This window comes from Meiothermus sp. (genome assembly GCF_026004075.1).
Classification (GTDB): domain Bacteria; phylum Deinococcota; class Deinococci; order Deinococcales; family Thermaceae; genus Meiothermus.
This window is the reverse complement of the sequence record NZ_BPIK01000001.1, coordinates 2,491,337-2,506,593: the sequence shown is the minus strand read 5'-3', so window position 1 is coordinate 2,506,593 and position 15,257 is coordinate 2,491,337. Positions and strand designations below refer to the sequence as shown.

Genomic DNA, 15,257 nt, shown 5'->3' with positions numbered 1-15,257 from the left:
GCTCATCCTGCACCTCCAACAGCCCTAAAGCCTCGAGCCCGGCCTCCACCACCCGGCCCCGCTTGTCCGGGGGTAGCGCTTTGAACCGCTCGAGTACCACGGCAAGGGCACGGATATAAACCCGCTCACCAGTCTCTCCGTCCTCAAACAATCGCAACCCCCACCGGGCGGCTAGGGCCTCACGTGGGGGTCTTACCAGATGCAGCTTCTCACCCTTTGGCATATAGGGATTATACACGGTTGCCTACCAAAAAGCGCACTTAGTAAAGTAAGTACGCTTTTGTTTTGACCGATAAATCCCCCCTCCCAAGGGTCAAGAGGGGTGGTGTTTTAGGTCTTTAGCGCCTCAGCCACGATGAGGCGCTTTTGCACCAAGCGTAGGCATCCTCCTTGCGGGTGTGACTGTGACCTCCCCCTCGGGGCCAAAACGAACAATCAGCACCGCGCGTGGGTGTTCGCGGCGGGCCTGCTCGCACAGCGCCTCGGCTTTCCGTAGCTGCTCCGGGGTCGGGTGTAGCTCGCTATTCAGCGCGTACGAACGGTGAAGCGTGATGCTGCGTTCACCAGTTTGTTGTATCCGTTCAAGTCGCCTTAGTTTTTCCCAAAGTCCCACGTGTCACCTCCAACTCGAGAGCGAAGCATATCGCGGGTCATGTCTATCTCGGCCAACGCTTTCAGGGCCTCGGCCACAGCGCGGATTGCGGCGGGGTTGGTGGGGTCAGCGCTTTGTGCGGCTTGCCGGAGAAACCGAACAGCCGCACCGATAGCGGGTGCCAGCTCGTGTGCCCACTGCTCAGCAAGCCGCGCTTGCCGCTCCTGGACGAAAGCGGACAGACGCGGGTCGGACAGCAGCCGCGCACGATAGCGGCGCAGCGTCCTATCCGTGATTCCGTGACGCTGACACACACTCTGGTCGTCCGAGAATGCGGCCTCGGCCAGGATGGTGGCGGCGCGTTCGTAGTCAAAGCTCGGCATACTCAATCCTATTCTCCATAGGCCACACGGTGGCTATATCCACCTCACCGGGGTAGATACGCACCTCGCACACCTGGGGGTAGCGTAAGGAATCCTCCGCTGCTTCAGATTCGAGAAAGAAGCGCTTGACCACCCTCGCGCTTTGCCAGTTCGGGTAACGGTACGCGAGGGTAAAAGTCATCTCAGAGGGGTGGGCGTCAAACACCTCCGGAAGGCCTTCACGTAAAGCCCCCCAGGTGGGGAAGCTCCAAAACGCGGCGGTATTCGGCGGAATCGTGCCGCTATGTTCCGGTTCGCTTGCACCCTTCAACCCGTTAGCCACCCGTGCCAGCCGCAACACCCGGCGCTCCCCGGTGTGATGGGCTTCCACCTGGATACCGTGCGCCTCAGCGTGGTGCTTCAACCACAGACTCAGGCTCACCGGGTTAGCGGGCCAGGGCTCTACCCGGTAGGGCTCGAGGGCGATGTAAAGCTCGGTGGGGGTTCCTTCCCAGGGGCCAGCCTCGAGCAGCCCCAGCAGGGCAGCGGGTAGGTGGGGGTAGCGGCTCATATCACCAACACATCCTCCTCGTCCTCTGTCACCAGGGCCAGGAAGCCAGCGGCCTCATCCAGGGAAGCCAGCACCCTCACCCTTCCTTGCTGGTCGGTCAGGGACACCCTACCGTCAAAGGGGGGTAGAAACTTCAGCAAGTACCACACCCCTTTGACCTTGAAGCGGTATAGCCTCCCAAACCCCGCCTCGTCTACCATAGCCACCCTCGAGCCTCGAGGGGGTAGTTCGGGCACCCTCTGCCAGTGGGTAGGGCAGCCTGAGGGGTCGGGGTCGCGGGTAAGGCTCACACCCTTCTCTTCCCCCTCTTCGGGCAAAAGGAGGAGGGCCCGGCGGCGGGGGTCTTCCAGGAGGGCGCGGGCGGGCACCTCCTCCCCGTCCTCCAGGGCCCGGAGGAGGCGGGCCTTGTGGGGGCGGATGGCCTGGAAAACCTCTTCCGGGGTCTCCTCGGGGAGGAGGAGCCTCCCCCCCTCCCGGGCCAGGGGCAGGGCCTCAAGGGCCCGCAGGGCGGCCAGGAGATCCAGTCGGGTCATGGGCTCCTCCTTTGCGTGCCTCTTTCTTCCCCAAAGTGCGTGCACGATTCACTCAAAATCGGGTGGTAATGCCGTCCAGGACAGTAAAAACCATCGTGCACGCCATGTGCACGGATGTGCACACCCCCAGGAGAAACACCGTCCAGGACGGGGCAAACAGCGTGCACATTCCTCTTTACGTCCAGGACGGCATTCGCGGTGTTTTGTGTACGGGGGGTGGGCACGCTATACCTCCCTCCACCCCGAGCGTGCACGGGGGGGGTGCACGGTGCGTGCGCGCTCCTCGGTTTTTTGCGATAAAGAAGGCGCTTCCCCTTGTGCACGGGTTTTTTCCTCTTCCAGAGGGCTTTTCTCCTCCTCCCGTGCACGTTCGTGCACATAGCGTGCACGATGGTTTCCATCGTTCTGGACGTTATTTGTTGGGGTTTTTGGGGAAAACGTGCACGCTGTTTCGGAAGGATAGAGCACGCAGAGTTTTCCGGTGATGGGGTGGATGTAGCTACCCCCCTCTCCTAACTCCTGGGCCAGCTTTTCAGGCTCGGGAAGAAGCCGGAAGGATTCTTCTTCCAGGCGGGCCCCTTCCAGGGGTCGGATGGCTAACCGGTTACCGTCCTTGTTTATGTCTATTAGCTCAGCCGCCTCGGCCTGGTCTAGCCACTTGTGCACCGTCCGTTTCGCCCAGCGTAGGTGCTTAGCCAGTTCTTTGGCGTAAACCACCACCGACTCCTCAGAACCGCCTTTCTCTTGCGCCTTTTCCACCTTCAGAGCGTGCACCTCGCCCACGGCTCGAGCCAACGCCAGGGCCTGGGGGCTGATGGTGTGCACACTCCGGGCCATCGGGCGAGCAGCCAGGTGGTAGGCCAGGGCGTAGTCCTCGAGGGTAGCCACCAGGCAACCCCCCTGGGTCTCCCTCCGGGCGTGGTGTAGCCGGGTTATCACTTTTACCAGCGTCAGGTAGCGTACAAAATCCCTACGGAGCCGGGTCAAGTCCTCAGGCAGGTCTTTGGACTCAAGCAGCCGGGTGATGTGGGGGGCAAAGGGCACTATCACCTCGGCTTGGGGCAGGGCCTCGTAGAGCGCGTGCCAGGGGCGTAGTGTCTACCTCGGAGCGGGTACCCAGGGCTTCCCGCTCGGCTAGGGCGGCCACCACCCGAAGGGTGTGCTCTTTGCTGTCGTCCATGTAGAGGGAGAAGGTGCGGGTCTCGTTGTCCTCTTTCGTCAGCCCTTTGGTCATCGTTGTGATGAGTCCTGTAGGGCCTGGTCGGGTTATTTCTCGGGCTACGAGTTTCCCACTACCGTTTTTCTCCACGGTGAGATAGCGGATTTGCCCTTCTGACAGCAGGCTGCGGATCAAGTAGAGCACATCCGCAGCCTGCAAGCCGTCTTCCTCGTACAACACCAGGTGACGGTGGGAAAAGTCGAGGTCGGTGTACACCAGGGCCTTGCTGCTCATGGATGAGAGCTCGTAGTAACCCCTGGGGGGGATTAGCTTCAGCGCGTTTGAGACGAGAAAAGACTTGCCCGACGAACTCCGGCCTTTGACCAGCACCGAGATAGGAGTCTGAGACTTAGCGGATAGCAGGGCCAGATAAAGCAGGCCCCGGTTTTCCTGCTCTCCCACTACCCCTAACCCCCCTATGGTCTCAATCGCTTTGTGGAGTAGCGCGGGGTCTTTCGAGAGCTCCTGTGCGGCCTCAAAGGCCTCGGGGGTGAGGCTAGGGGCGGTCTCTTGCCGGGCCTTCTCCTCCCACGTGGTGCGGTAGCGGGCCCAGTCTTTACGCAACGCACCGACACTAACCCCGGTCTTCTTCTTGACGGCCTGGAATAGGGCTTCCGTCTCGGTGTCCAGCAGCGCGGCCTCGTACATGCCCTTGAACAGTTCGGGCAGCAGCGCGGGCAGGGTCTCCGCTCGGGCCCCTTCCACCTTCTTGAGCAGGTCGGGGAAGGTCATACCCACCTCCTCAGCCGTTTGTAGACACGGGCCCGGTAGGTAGAGGGTTGGTAAGCGTGAGCGTCCTCCAGGTAAAGGGGATGGGAGCGGCCCACCTCGAGCCCCCACCGCACCGCTGCTCGGGCCTCGGCCTCGGGTAGTCCGGCCTCGAGGGCAGCGGCTACCAGGGCCTCTTCCGCTTCCTGGGGGTCTAATCCGTGCGGCACCAATCCACCGGCGGCACGGGCGTAACCAATCAAGGTATTGTGCCGGGTACCCTGTTGAGCCGTTCTCACCGCCTCTGCGTAAGCGCCTAGCAGCGCGGTGAGCCTCCTGGGAGAGCCCCCTATCCTGACCTCCCTCGGTGGTGGGGGTGGGGGCTCGGGCAGCGGGCGCTTTCTCTCTCGTGGGGGGAAGAGTTCAGCTAACAGGGCCTCGAGTTCGGCTTGACGCTCCTCTAGGTCAGCGGGGTAGCCTTCCCAGCGCTCCCCGGTCACGGTGAAAAACCTCACGCGGTCGTACACCTCGAGGTCTACACCGGGCGCTAGATGCTCTTTTTTGCCAATCCCGGCTGGCAGCTTGCCCCTTAGCAGGATGTGGCAGCCCTTCCGGCTCGGGCTCCACTCGGTGTAAGAGTTCAGCCGATCTACGATGGTCTGAACCTCGAGGGGCACGCCCTCCCCGGCCCAGCCTTTCCAGTCCAAATCAACCCCCACGATGCCGCCATCCTTGGCGAAGACGAAGCCCACCCCATCGAAGCCGCCCCGCTCAAAGGCCTTCACGGCGCTTTCAAAATCAACCCATGTGGCAGGGTCGTTGCTCTTGGCTTTCACGCTGGAGGGGCGGAAGGGGACTTTGGTTTTCTCGCCACCCCGCACCTCGTAGCGCCAGAGCACCCACTGCTTCAGCGGGCGCAAAGAGGGGGGGATGCTAGCGGCTTGTAGGGGGCTAGGCATGGCGCACCCCCTTCACAAGCTCGTCAATCAGCCGGGAAGCCTCGAGCCGATTAGCGGGTGTCGGCCCACGGTAGCCCAGACTGGCGAGGTAGCGTAGCTGTTTCTCGGTCGGGGGCTGTTCTGCCATCCAGCGCTCTATGGCTTCCTCAGCCCGCCCCTCCCGAAAACGGCGCTTCTCCTCGGGGGACAGACTCTCCCACCACAAAGCCCAGCGTGCCCCGGCTAACAGGGCCTCGGGGTCAAGGTGGGAGAGCAACCGCAGGGTTTGCGCGGCCTCGAGGTGGCAACGGCGGCACGCCGTTTCAAGGGCGTAGCCCACCACCTGGTTAGGTTCGTTGCAGCCGGCGCGGACGGCTTCGAGCAGAAAGTTAGTGGCGGTGGCCCGCTGGTTGTGGGGGAAGTGCGAGAGGAAGGTCAGCTTGTCTTGTAGAATGGGCTTAGGGATATTCACAGCACACCCCCTAACGCTCCCCGCCCTGCATGGCGGGGTTTTCCTTGGGCAAGAGCCCCAGGCGCTCGAGCTCGTAGCGGGGAACCAGCAAACGCCTTCCCAGTCGAGTAACCTTTACCTGACCGCTCGCAATCAGGTTATAAACGTGGTTGGCGCTAACGCCAAGCATCTTCGCGAGCTCCCTTGGAGTGATTGCTAAACGTTCCATTTGTTACGTCCTTTCATCAGCAAACTTCCATTGCCGAAAACCAACAAAAAACCCCACGAGGGCGAAAAGACCTCTGTGGGGTTCGCGGAAGAAAGCCGATAAAGGCGGGTCTTTGTTGTGGCGGAGGGGCATAAAAATGCCTGCCCTACGGCAGGTTGGTACAGCTTTTGCTTACTTGGTATAGCTTTCGCCTATCTTAGAGAAAATGTAGTAAAAAGTGGGGAAAAAGTCAACCCCCCCCAATCCCGTACAAGGTCGTACTAAGGCGTGGGGTCGTTGTGTACCCCCAAACCGTACCCCCATTAACTGCTCATACCCCCAAAAGTTACCCCCAACAGCGAATAACCCCTTTGGGCAAAAATCCCGTTCTAAAGGCTAAATCTCCAACACCCTTGTACGCCTTGGTACGCTGCTTTTACTCTTCACACGCGTGGGGTCGTAGGTTCAAATCCTACATCGCCCACCAAGTCCAGGACGAGAAAAACCGGAGTCGCTAAGGCTCCGGTTTTCGCTTGTACCCCCACGCCATACCCCCATTGGGGCTCGAGCTAGGCTCGGTGACGGGAGCCGCTCAACAGGTCTTCCAAAGCCAACACCCCGGCCCTGCGCTCTTCCTGCAACAGGTGACGGTACACGCCAAGGGTGACGCTCGGGGTGGCGTGGCCCAGCTTGTCGGCTACCAGGGACAGGTCAAGGCCCCTGGCCAGCATCAGCGAGGCAGCGGTGTGGCGTAAATCGTGGATGCGTACCTCGGGAAACTCGGGGTGGTCAGCCCGTATGCGCTCCACCAGGCGGTGCAAAAAGTGGTTGGGTGCGTTCACGTCCAGCGGCCTGTCCAGCCCGAACACAAAAGCGTTTTGCAGGTCTTGGGGCCGGAAGCCCTCGCTGCACAGGGCTTCATAGCGGGCCTGAAGCCGTGCAAGCAGGTCAGCCGGTAGCGGAAGCACCCGCCTTGCCGCACGGGTCTTCAAGGGGCCTATATCGGCTTTGTTGCCTTGCAGGGTGTATTGCCGCTCCACCCGCAGGGTGGCCTCCTTGAAGTCCACGTCCCGCCATTGCAGCCCCAGCGCCTCCCCTTTGCGTAGCCCTAGCTGTACCAGCACCCGCAGCAACAGGGCCATAGTCGGGCTTTTGGAAGCCTCGGCATACTCCAGCAACAGCCGCACTTGTGGGGGCTCCAGGTGTTGCGCGGCCTTATCCCGCTCTGACGCTCGGGGTAGCCGTACCGCAGCGCTCGGGTCACGGTGGATGAGCTCGAGGGCCAGCGCTTCCCGCAGCACCAGCCGGACGCGCTCCAGCACCTTACCCAGGGTGCGGGGGCTGTGCTTTTCGCCAATCCGATCCAGCATCCGGCGCAGGTTGTGGGGGGTGAGTTTCTGCAAGGGGATGTCCCCCAGGTGCTCCAGGGCCAGGGCTAGCTCGCGCTGGTAGTTGCGCCTGGTGTTGGGGGCCTTGCCTCGGGTATGGCGCTCCAGTACCTCCTTGGCGAAGTCCCCGAAACGGCGGCGGTCAGGACGCGCTACCAGCCCCCGGCTGTGCTGTACCTGGTACTCGTGGGCTTTTTGCAGGGCCTCCTTCTGGCTAGGCGCATACACCGATACCCGGCGGCGGTGTATGCCGTCCGGCTCGGTTACATAAAAGCGGCATTCCCACAGCCCGTTAGGGCGTTGCCTGACGTTGCCTTGCAGGTTAGCGGTTCGCTTCTTGCTCATCCTCGGCCTCCAGCGCTGTAAAACCGGCTTCTACCACAGCCCCTCGCTCTTCGGGGGTCAGGCGCTCGAAGCGCTCGAGCACCGCAGCCTTGCCCCGAACGCGAACGGTGAAGGTGGCCTCACCAGGGCGCAGCCGGGTAACTCCAATGGCCTTGAGTCGTACCTCATCCGGCGGTGGTTTTCTCGGCATGTCTAATCTTACCACGTGAACGGGTGATATTTCCCCTAATGGCTATTAAGGGAAATTTCCCTTAACCCATTCTTACTTTTTGCCTTTTTGCTGTACCTGCGCCCTTACCGATTCGCAGTTTTTGCATGAGCCCCTTACCCATCCTGAGTTTTCTGAACGCCTAAAAAAGGGGCCACACGGTGGATACCTCCACCGCGCCGGGGTAGATACGCACCTCGAGCGCGTGAGGAAACTGTGCCGCCCAGCGCCCTACCGCCCCTGGTAGCCAGGTGATGGGGACGGCCTGGCTTACCCGGCTTTGCCCCAGGTCAAAAGCCAGCGTGACTTCCCCGCTCACCGCTTCGAGGATTCCCGGTAGGGCGGCCTCAAGCTTGGCCCAGGTGGGGAAGCTCAAAAATGCGGCGTTATGCGGCGGAATCGTGCCGCTATGTGCCGGAATCGTTGCACCCTTCAACCCGTTAGACTCCCGTACCAGCCGCAACAGCCGGTGCTCCCCGGTGTGGAGGGCCTCCACGGTGATGCTGTGCTCCCTCGCGTGGTGCTTCAACCACAAGGACAGGGCTACCGGGTTAGCGGGCCAGGGCTCTACCCGGTGGGCCTCGAGGGTGGCGTATAGCTCGGTGGGGGTTCCCTGCCAGGGGCCGGCCTCGAGCAGTCGGTGCAGGGCGGGGGGTAGGTTTGGGTAGCGGCTCATATCACTACCACATCCCCTTCATCCGCTTGTGCCAACCAAGCCAGCCAGCTTGCGGCCTCCTCGAGGGAAGCCAGCACCCGCACCCTACCCTGCTGGTCGGTGATGGACAGCCGGCCATCGAAGGGGGGTAGGAACTTTAGCAAGTACCACCTGCCGGCAACCTTGAAGCGGTACAGGTTCCCGAACCCCGCCTCGTCGACCATAGCCACCCTCGAGCCTCGAGGGGGCAACTCCGGCACTCGTTGCCAGTGGGTGGGACAACCCGAGGGGTCGGGGTCACGGGTTGGTGTTTGCACGGGAGAGTCTGCTAATCCTGCTAATCTGCTAAACTCCTCGGGTTTATCCCGTCCAGGACAGGATAAACCGCCAGTGGCGGATTCTGCTAAACTTTTGCTAATCCTGCTAATCGGGTTGCTAAACTCCCCCCCCTCCGAGGGGTCGGGCTCTGGATTAGCAAGCGGATTAGCAACTTTAGCAACTTTTAGCAAATCGGGCGAATCTTCGTCTTTGCGTACTGGACGGGGTTCTTGTTCCCTGTTTAGCAGATTAGCAACTTTAGCAGGGGTTGAAACCTGAAACTTAGGGAATGGCATGCGGGTTCACCTCCCATGCATCCCGGCGGGTCGCACCTTCCACTTCGGCGTTCGGGCGGTGGGCCAGGTAGCCATGTTCTTCAAGCAACCGCAGCACCTCACGGGCGGCTTTGGCGCTTCGTACCTCGGAGGGGCCAAACTGGTACACCTCCTGCAGGTACACCATCCGAGGGGTGCGGCCTTGGGTGCGGGCGATAATCCAGGTCAGCACTTCTTGCGCTTGCGCCAGGGGTCGGGGTATGCGGTAGCCTCCCGTCAGCCGCAGGGCCTCAGCCCCGTAAAACTGGGCCAGGGCGATACCGGATTCCAGGTGCTCCTTGCTAATGCTTGCCGCCTCGGGGTTGTGGTAGAGGGCCAGCACCCCGGCTAGCCTCAAGGCGTGCTCTGGCAGCTTCCCGGCGAAGCCCCTTATGGGGGCCAGGTCTCCCTTTAGGTTGGTCTCGATGTGGTTGTAAAACTGCACCCATAAGCCTTTAGCCTCCGGCGTTAGGGGTACGTTCCGCAGCACCAGCCCTTGCCTTCGGCTTTCGGGGTCGTTCAACAGAGAATGCTCTACCTTTTCCCAGACAAGCCCCAGCAGGGCGGCGTAAACCTGATAGGCGGGGGTGTCCTCCACGGCCTCTTCCACGTACCGGCGGGTTCCTGCTGTGCTCAAGGGCTCGGCGGTAAGGCAGCGCGAGAGGATGCCTTGGTCTCTGGCTAAGGTATCCCCTAGCAGGTTGCGGGCTACCAGCGGTTGCGCCAGCAGGTGTACAGCCGCACGGCGGTTGAAGAGCAGGGTCACCCCATCTCCCGACCTTGCGCGGTCTATCGGCTTGCCGTCCCAAAGCTCGGATAGTCCCGCGATGGTGCGGAGCCGGTGGTCTTTGGACATGGCGTGCCCCCCGAGGAAGCCTCCCCCTTCGTGGGCGAACAGCCCCGCCAAAGGCCAACCGTCCGCTAGCAACTTAACTAACCCCTCGAAGGTGGGCTCGCTCACCAGAAACACCCCGCTCCAGGGCTTATTCGGGGGTGAGCCCAGTTTCTCCAGGGCCTCTTCCTTTGCCTCCCGGCTTTGCTTTTTGTCACCAAGGATGCGCTTACGCTCCGCTTCCCAGGCGGCTACCTGACCTTCCCAGGCAGTGATAACCTCTTCCTGAGCCAGGTACAGGGTTTTTTGCCTTTCGCGTAGGGGTGCGGTGGCTATAGCGTCCACGCTGGACTTACGCTCGCTACTCTCGCCAATGGTGAGCAAGTACAGGCTCAACGGATGTACCCGACCATCCACCACCACGTTACCCAGCCCTTGCGCAGCCAGGCTTACAGCCGCCAGGAAGGAAGCGGCCACCAAAGCGTCGGGCGCTTGCACAATGCGCAGGGTCTCGCGTGCTACTCCCTCCAGCTTCCCGAGGGCCTCCAGCGGGAAGGGCTCGGGGGCCTCGGGGTCGCGAAAGAGGGGCAAGGGCTCGGGCCATACCTGCTCGGGTTGCACCTCGGGGGCATTGCTCAGCAACTCGCTAGCGCTCATGCCGCACCCCCCAGCACGTCTAGCCAATCCGTCCCTTCGCGGGGTGGAGTAGCTAACCGAACCCGTCGGCCTTCCGACAGCAACCGCCTAGCCAGCTTGCGGGCGGCCTCGAGGCCGGCCTTGTCGTGGTCGGCACAGATGACCACCTCGAGGGCCTCGGGGGGTAGCTGTACCTGCTCGAGCCCGATAGCGGAAACACACGCCCATACGGGCCAGCCGGTGGACTGGTGGACGGCAAGGGCGGTCTCAATGCCCTCAGCCAAGGCCAGGGGTTTACTGGCCTCGAGGGGATAAAGCCGGATGGCCCCACCCAAGGGATGCGAGCCCTTCGCTAGGCGCTTTTCGAGTCGTCCTGAGCCGTCCGGCTTCAAGAGGGTCATGTGCATCCCCACCAGCCCTCGCGGGCCTTCAACGCGGGCGAGCATGAAGCGTTTCTCTCCCCAGGTCGCCAGCCGAAGGGTCGGGGGTGGGGTGATGCTCAGCCCTCGGGCGCGTAGGTATGTCCTGAGCAAGGGATGATGAGGGGTTGCCTTGTCCCACCAACGCACCCACCTCTCGCGGGCCTCAGCGGGGGTTGTAGGGCGCTCGGGGGCTACAGGGCGGTAGTAGCCGGGGGCCTCCCAGGGCTTGCTATCCTTCGCATACAGGTCTCGCCAGGTGAGCCCGAGGGCCTCGAGCACCGCGTTAGCCGGACAACCCGCGAAACAATGCAGCAGCAACCTATCGCCCTTGAGGGCAACCGAGAGGGCCTTGTTTTTGCCCGAACCGTGAGCCGGGCAAGTAGCCGTCCACCTATCGCGTCCGACAGCCTGAACGTTGGCGAGCCGCTCGAGCAGCGCTTGCGGCTCGGGGGTGCTATGATTACTGAAGAAGCGTGGCACAGCCCACCCCCTAGCGCTCCCCGCCAGCCCCGGCGGGGTTTTCCTTGGGCAAGAGCCCCAGGCGCTCGAGCTCGTAGCGGGGAACCAGCAAACGCCTTCCCAGTCGAGTAACCTTTACCTGACCGCTCGCAATCAGGTTATAAACGTGGTTGGCGCTAACGCCAAGCATCTTCGCGAGCTCCCTTGGAGTGATTGCTAAACGTTCCATTTGTTACGTCCTTTCATCAGCAAACTTCCATTGCCGAAAACCAACAAAAAACCCCACGAGGGCGAAAAGACCTCTGTGGGGTTCGCGGAAGAAAGCCGATAAAGGCGGGTCTTTGTTGTGGCGGAGGGGCATAAAAATACCTGCCTTGCGGCAGGTCAGGTAGAGTTTGGCTACTCTAGCGTTAGAGTACCACAAAATGGAGCCCATTCCAACCCCCCCCAATCCCGTACAAGGTCGTACTAAGGCGTGGGGTCGTTGTGTACCCCCAAACCGTACCCCCATTAACTGCTCATACCCCCAAAAGTTACCCCCAACAGCGAATAACCCCTTTGGGCAAAAATCCCGTTCTAAAGGCTAAATCTCCAACACCCTTGTACGCCTTGGTACGCTGCTTTTACTCTTCACACGCGTGGGGTCGTAGGTTCAAATCCTACATCGCCCACCAAGTCCAGGACGCAAAAAACCGGAGTCGTCAGGGCTCCGGTTTTGCTTTATACTCCCAGGCTCATCTGAGAAGCCAACCCAGAAGGGTTCACCTTGCTGGATGCTGAACCTCGAAGCGCAGCGCCCGCTGGCTCGAGGCGGGGGTTCCACTGTCATAAACAGCATAATAAGCATTTCGGTAGTATCGTTCACTTTGACAAGCCTAAACGATCCTACCGAAATGCTTTTCTACTCCCTTTGGTCGGCTTGAATCCTTCACCTCTGACTACGGCCAACGGTGAAGGATTCAAGCTGAAACGGTATAAAACCCTTTTGACAAAACCACACTTTGTGCTTCACATGCAAACCTGTACAATAAATCGCTATGGCTGGGTTATTTTCGTTTCGCGGGGAAGACGTAGGCATTGACTTGGGTACCGCCTCGGTGCTCATTTACATGCGTGGCAAGGGTATTGTGTTGCGGGAGCCCTCGGTTATTGCCATGGTCAGCGACACCAAAGAAGTCAAGGCCGTAGGGGCCGAAGCCTACCGGATGCTGGGGCGTACACCGGGCAATATCGTGGCGGCCCGCCCTCTGAAGGATGGCGTGATCGCCGACTACACCCTGACCGAACGGATGCTTACCCTCTTCATCAAGAAAGTTTTGCCCCCTTTGCGCTTTTTTAGGCCCCAGGTGATGGTAGGGGTGCCCTCCGGGGTGACCGAGGTCGAACGCCGGGCGGTGGTGCAGGCCATCGTAGAAGCCGGTGCCAAGCGGGCCTATCTGATTGATGAACCCCTGGCCGCAGCCATTGGGGCCGGCATCAAAATTGCCGAGCCTACCGGCAGCATGGTGGTGGATATTGGGGGCGGTTCCAGCGATATCGCGGTTATCTCGTTGGGCGGTATCGTGCGCTCGACCAGCCTGCGCATTGCCGGCAACGAATTCGACGATTCCATCATTCGATTCATCCGCAACAAGTACAACCTGCTGATAGGGGAACGCACCGCCGAGGAGCTCAAAATCAAGATCGGGGCGGCCAAGCTGGCACCGGGTGAGCAGGGCATGGTAGCCGAGGTGCGAGGTCGCGACCTAATTTCGGGCCTGCCCAAGAGCATCGAGGTAACCGCCGACGATGTGATCGAAGCCCTCAAGGAGCCCCTGGAGAAGATTGTCCAAGGGGTGAAAAGCGTGCTCGAGACCACCCCGCCCGAACTGGTGGCCGACATCATTGACCGGGGCATTTTGCTGACCGGCGGGGGGGCACTGCTGCGTAACCTGGATCTGCTGCTACAAGAAGCCACCGGCGTACCGGTGGTGGTGGCCGAGAATGCTGTGGAGGCGGTGGCTTTGGGTACTGGCAAGGCCCTCGATATGCTGCACGTGCTGCGGGATGCCCTGGTCACCTCCGATAACGTACTGCGGCGGTAATCGAGGTCTCCCAGACGAGCTAGGTTGGCTCATACCCGGTTTCGTTTTTTTCAAAGCCGATACGGCCTTGGGTGGGGTTGACTGGGAGCTTAATTTTGGCTTCGTATGCTGCTCTCTGAAATTGCCCAACGTCTGGGGGGTCGCCTCGAGGGCCCCGATACCGAGATTACCGACTTGGCCCCGCCCGACCGGGCCAGGCCGGGCGAGCTGGTGGTGGTGCGGGAGGCCCGGTTTTTGCCGGCGGCTCTGGAGACGGGAGCGGCTTTGATCCTGGATGAAACAACCCAGTGCCCATCGGGTGTCAGCCGGATTCGCGTTGCCTCGGTGCAAAAAGCCTGGCCGCTGGTGCTGGCCCTTTTCAACCGACCCGAAACCTGGGCGGAGGTGGGCGTGCACCCCACCGCTACCCTCGAGGCGGGGGCGGAAGTAGACCCCACCGCTGCAATAGGGGCGTATGCGCTGGTGTGCCGGGGGGCCAGAGTGGGGGCTGGTGCGGTGGTTGGGCCCTACTGCTACGTGGGCGAGAACGTGGAGGTTGGCCCCCGGACGGTGCTCGAGCCCCGTGTAACACTCTACCCGCGCACCCGTGTGGGGGCGGGCTGCCACATCGGTACGGGCACGGTGCTGGGCGCTATTGGATTTGGCTTTCAAGACAACCGGCGCCTGCCCCATACCGGCCGGGTGGTGCTGGAGGATGGGGTGGAGCTGGGGGCCAACTGCGTGGTGCAGCGCAGCGTGGTGGGGGAGACCCGTATCGGCGCTTTCAGCAAAATTGGCGACCTCACCGACATCGGCCACAACGTTCAGATAGGAAAAAACGTGGTCATGGTGGGTAGCAGCGCCATTGGCGGCAGCGCCATGGTGGAGGATGGGGTGTTGATGGGGGGCTGGGTGGTGATTGCCGACCATGTGCGGGTGGGCAAAGGGGCCCGCCTGACGGGGGGTAGTGGGGTTTCCAAAGAGGTTCCCCCCGGCGAAACCTGGGCCAGCGGAATTCCTGCCCAGCCCATCCGCAAGCACTGGCGGCGTCTGGCCGTACTCGACTGGCTGGTGGGCGTTGAGCGTAGCTTGCGCCAACTTCTAAAAGGAATTCCACCGGAGAAGTGAGCCTCATACCGGTTCCGCCGGAATGCTTATCAAACGCGTCAGATACCTATGATGGTTCGAGGAACAGGCCTCCACAGCGGCGAACAGGGTACGGTGCGGTTTCACCCGGCCGAAGGGCCGGTGCGTTTTTGGGTTGGGGGGCTCGAGCTGCGCCCGCTGGCCTCGAGCGTGGTAGATACCGCTCGCTGCACGGTGTTGGGGGGGCATAACCTGCGGCTGATGACTGTAGAACACCTGCTGGCCGCGCTCTTTATCCGGGGCATCTGGGAAGGTCTGGTCATCGAGGTGACCGGCCCGGAGATTCCCATACTGGACGGTAGTGCCCAGGAATGGCTGGCGGCCTTGGAGGGGGTTCCGGCGCTGGGCCCGGAGGCGGTGCCGTTGAGCGGTGCTGTCCGCGTCGAGGAAGGGCGCAGCAGCGTGCTGGCCCAGCCGGGGGAGCGGTTTGCCCTCACCACCACCATCCTTTTCCCGCACCCCAGGATTGGCTACCAGCAGGTGCAGTGCCCCCCCACGCCTCTGGAGGCGCTGGCCCCGGCCCGTACTTTTGGCTTTCTGCACGAGGTAGAAGCCCTGCGGGCCCAGGGCCTCATCCAGGGGGCTTCTTTGGAGAATGCCCTGGTTTTTAGCGAGTACGGCCTGGTCAATACGCCCCGCATGCTGCACGAGCCCGTGTACCACAAGGCCCTGGATTTTCTGGGCGACCTGTACCTGGCCGGCAGGCCCTACCAAGGGCAGTTCGTCGCCCACCGGGCCTCGCACCGTTTGCACGTGGAGCTGGCCAGGCTGCTCGAGGCAACACCCAGGCTGTGACGTTTCTGAGCTTTCTCTAAAGCCCAGCCTGATGAAAAAGTGGTTGCAAATGGGTGTTAAGTGTATCATCCTGCTTGGGACGCAGGGTTTGTGC

At 61.7% G+C, this 15,257-nt stretch carries 19 protein-coding genes; 3 read left to right on the top strand and 16 right to left on the bottom strand.

Features of this window, described 5'->3' with window-relative positions; all coding sequences use genetic code 11:
- The 16 genes from Q0X18_RS12270 to Q0X18_RS12195 form a co-directional block, all read right to left on the bottom strand.
- On the bottom strand, positions 1-223 hold a 223-nt coding region (locus Q0X18_RS12270; protein WP_297562891.1), incomplete at its 3' end, for a hypothetical protein.
- A gap of 368 nt (positions 224-591) precedes the next feature.
- Complete coding sequence (locus tag Q0X18_RS12265; RefSeq protein ID WP_013015020.1) at positions 592-975, bottom strand: hypothetical protein; 384 nt, start codon at positions 973-975, stop codon at positions 592-594.
- On the bottom strand, positions 962-1,525 hold the full coding sequence (locus Q0X18_RS12260; RefSeq protein WP_297562889.1) for a hypothetical protein: 564 nt from the start codon (positions 1,523-1,525) through the stop codon (positions 962-964). Before Q0X18_RS12260 ends, Q0X18_RS12265 begins: the two co-directional genes overlap by 14 nt.
- Positions 1,522-2,058: a hypothetical protein gene (locus Q0X18_RS12255; RefSeq protein ID WP_297562886.1), complete on the bottom strand. Its 537-nt coding sequence runs from the start codon at positions 2,056-2,058 to the stop codon at positions 1,522-1,524. The genes Q0X18_RS12260 and Q0X18_RS12255 overlap by 4 nt, the downstream gene beginning before the upstream one ends.
- A gap of 225 nt (positions 2,059-2,283) precedes the next feature.
- A complete protein-coding gene (locus Q0X18_RS12250) occupies positions 2,284-3,102 on the bottom strand; it encodes a hypothetical protein (protein ID WP_297562884.1) in 819 nt (272 codons plus the stop codon).
- Positions 3,068-4,009 carry a hypothetical protein gene (locus tag Q0X18_RS12245; RefSeq protein ID WP_297562880.1) on the bottom strand — a complete coding sequence of 314 codons (942 nt, stop codon included), beginning with the start codon at positions 4,007-4,009 and terminating at the stop codon, positions 3,068-3,070. Before Q0X18_RS12245 ends, Q0X18_RS12250 begins: the two co-directional genes overlap by 35 nt.
- The gene (locus Q0X18_RS12240; protein ID WP_297562878.1) at positions 4,006-4,944 is read right to left on the bottom strand and encodes a DNA primase; all 939 of its coding nucleotides are present in this window, start codon (positions 4,942-4,944) and stop codon (positions 4,006-4,008) included. Before Q0X18_RS12240 ends, Q0X18_RS12245 begins: the two co-directional genes overlap by 4 nt.
- Positions 4,937-5,395 carry a hypothetical protein gene (locus Q0X18_RS12235; protein ID WP_297562876.1) on the bottom strand — a complete coding sequence of 153 codons (459 nt, stop codon included), beginning with the start codon at positions 5,393-5,395 and terminating at the stop codon, positions 4,937-4,939. Before Q0X18_RS12235 ends, Q0X18_RS12240 begins: the two co-directional genes overlap by 8 nt.
- Positions 5,396-5,405: 10 nt before the next feature.
- The gene (locus Q0X18_RS12230) at positions 5,406-5,603 is read right to left on the bottom strand and encodes a helix-turn-helix domain-containing protein (RefSeq protein WP_297562874.1); all 198 of its coding nucleotides are present in this window, start codon (positions 5,601-5,603) and stop codon (positions 5,406-5,408) included.
- A gap of 548 nt (positions 5,604-6,151) precedes the next feature.
- Positions 6,152-7,315, bottom strand: coding sequence for a site-specific integrase (locus tag Q0X18_RS12225; protein WP_013015022.1), 1,164 nt, complete (start codon positions 7,313-7,315; stop codon positions 6,152-6,154).
- Entirely contained in the window at positions 7,293-7,505 is a 213-nt protein-coding gene (locus tag Q0X18_RS12220) for a hypothetical protein (protein WP_297562869.1), read from the bottom strand. Before Q0X18_RS12220 ends, Q0X18_RS12225 begins: the two co-directional genes overlap by 23 nt.
- Before the next feature lie 160 nt (positions 7,506-7,665).
- Positions 7,666-8,199 (bottom strand): hypothetical protein, encoded by a 534-nt coding sequence (locus tag Q0X18_RS12215; RefSeq protein ID WP_297562867.1) that lies wholly within the window; start codon positions 8,197-8,199, stop codon positions 7,666-7,668.
- A complete protein-coding gene (locus Q0X18_RS12210) occupies positions 8,196-8,495 on the bottom strand; it encodes a hypothetical protein (protein ID WP_297562865.1) in 300 nt (99 codons plus the stop codon). Before Q0X18_RS12210 ends, Q0X18_RS12215 begins: the two co-directional genes overlap by 4 nt.
- A 283-nt stretch (positions 8,496-8,778) precedes the next feature.
- Positions 8,779-10,299, bottom strand: a complete 1,521-nt coding sequence (locus tag Q0X18_RS12205; RefSeq protein WP_297562862.1) for a YfjI family protein — start codon at positions 10,297-10,299, stop codon at positions 8,779-8,781.
- The gene (locus Q0X18_RS12200; RefSeq protein ID WP_297562860.1) at positions 10,296-11,180 is read right to left on the bottom strand and encodes a toprim domain-containing protein; all 885 of its coding nucleotides are present in this window, start codon (positions 11,178-11,180) and stop codon (positions 10,296-10,298) included. Before Q0X18_RS12200 ends, Q0X18_RS12205 begins: the two co-directional genes overlap by 4 nt.
- Positions 11,181-11,190: 10 nt before the next feature.
- Positions 11,191-11,388, bottom strand: coding sequence for a helix-turn-helix domain-containing protein (locus Q0X18_RS12195; protein WP_297562857.1), 198 nt, complete (start codon positions 11,386-11,388; stop codon positions 11,191-11,193).
- A gap of 808 nt (positions 11,389-12,196) precedes the next feature.
- On the opposite strand from Q0X18_RS12195, the gene Q0X18_RS12190 reads away from it, so the two are divergent.
- The 3 genes from Q0X18_RS12190 (at position 12,197) to lpxC (ending at position 15,163) form a co-directional block, all read left to right on the top strand.
- A complete protein-coding gene (locus tag Q0X18_RS12190) occupies positions 12,197-13,243 on the top strand; it encodes a rod shape-determining protein (protein ID WP_297562855.1) in 1,047 nt (348 codons plus the stop codon).
- Between the two features lie 105 nt (positions 13,244-13,348).
- On the top strand, positions 13,349-14,350 hold the full coding sequence (locus Q0X18_RS12185) for a UDP-3-O-(3-hydroxymyristoyl)glucosamine N-acyltransferase (protein ID WP_297562852.1): 1,002 nt from the start codon (positions 13,349-13,351) through the stop codon (positions 14,348-14,350).
- Between the two features lie 48 nt (positions 14,351-14,398).
- Complete coding sequence (gene lpxC / locus Q0X18_RS12180) at positions 14,399-15,163, top strand: UDP-3-O-acyl-N-acetylglucosamine deacetylase (protein WP_297562848.1); 765 nt, start codon at positions 14,399-14,401, stop codon at positions 15,161-15,163.
- Positions 15,164-15,257 lie beyond the last annotated feature (94 nt).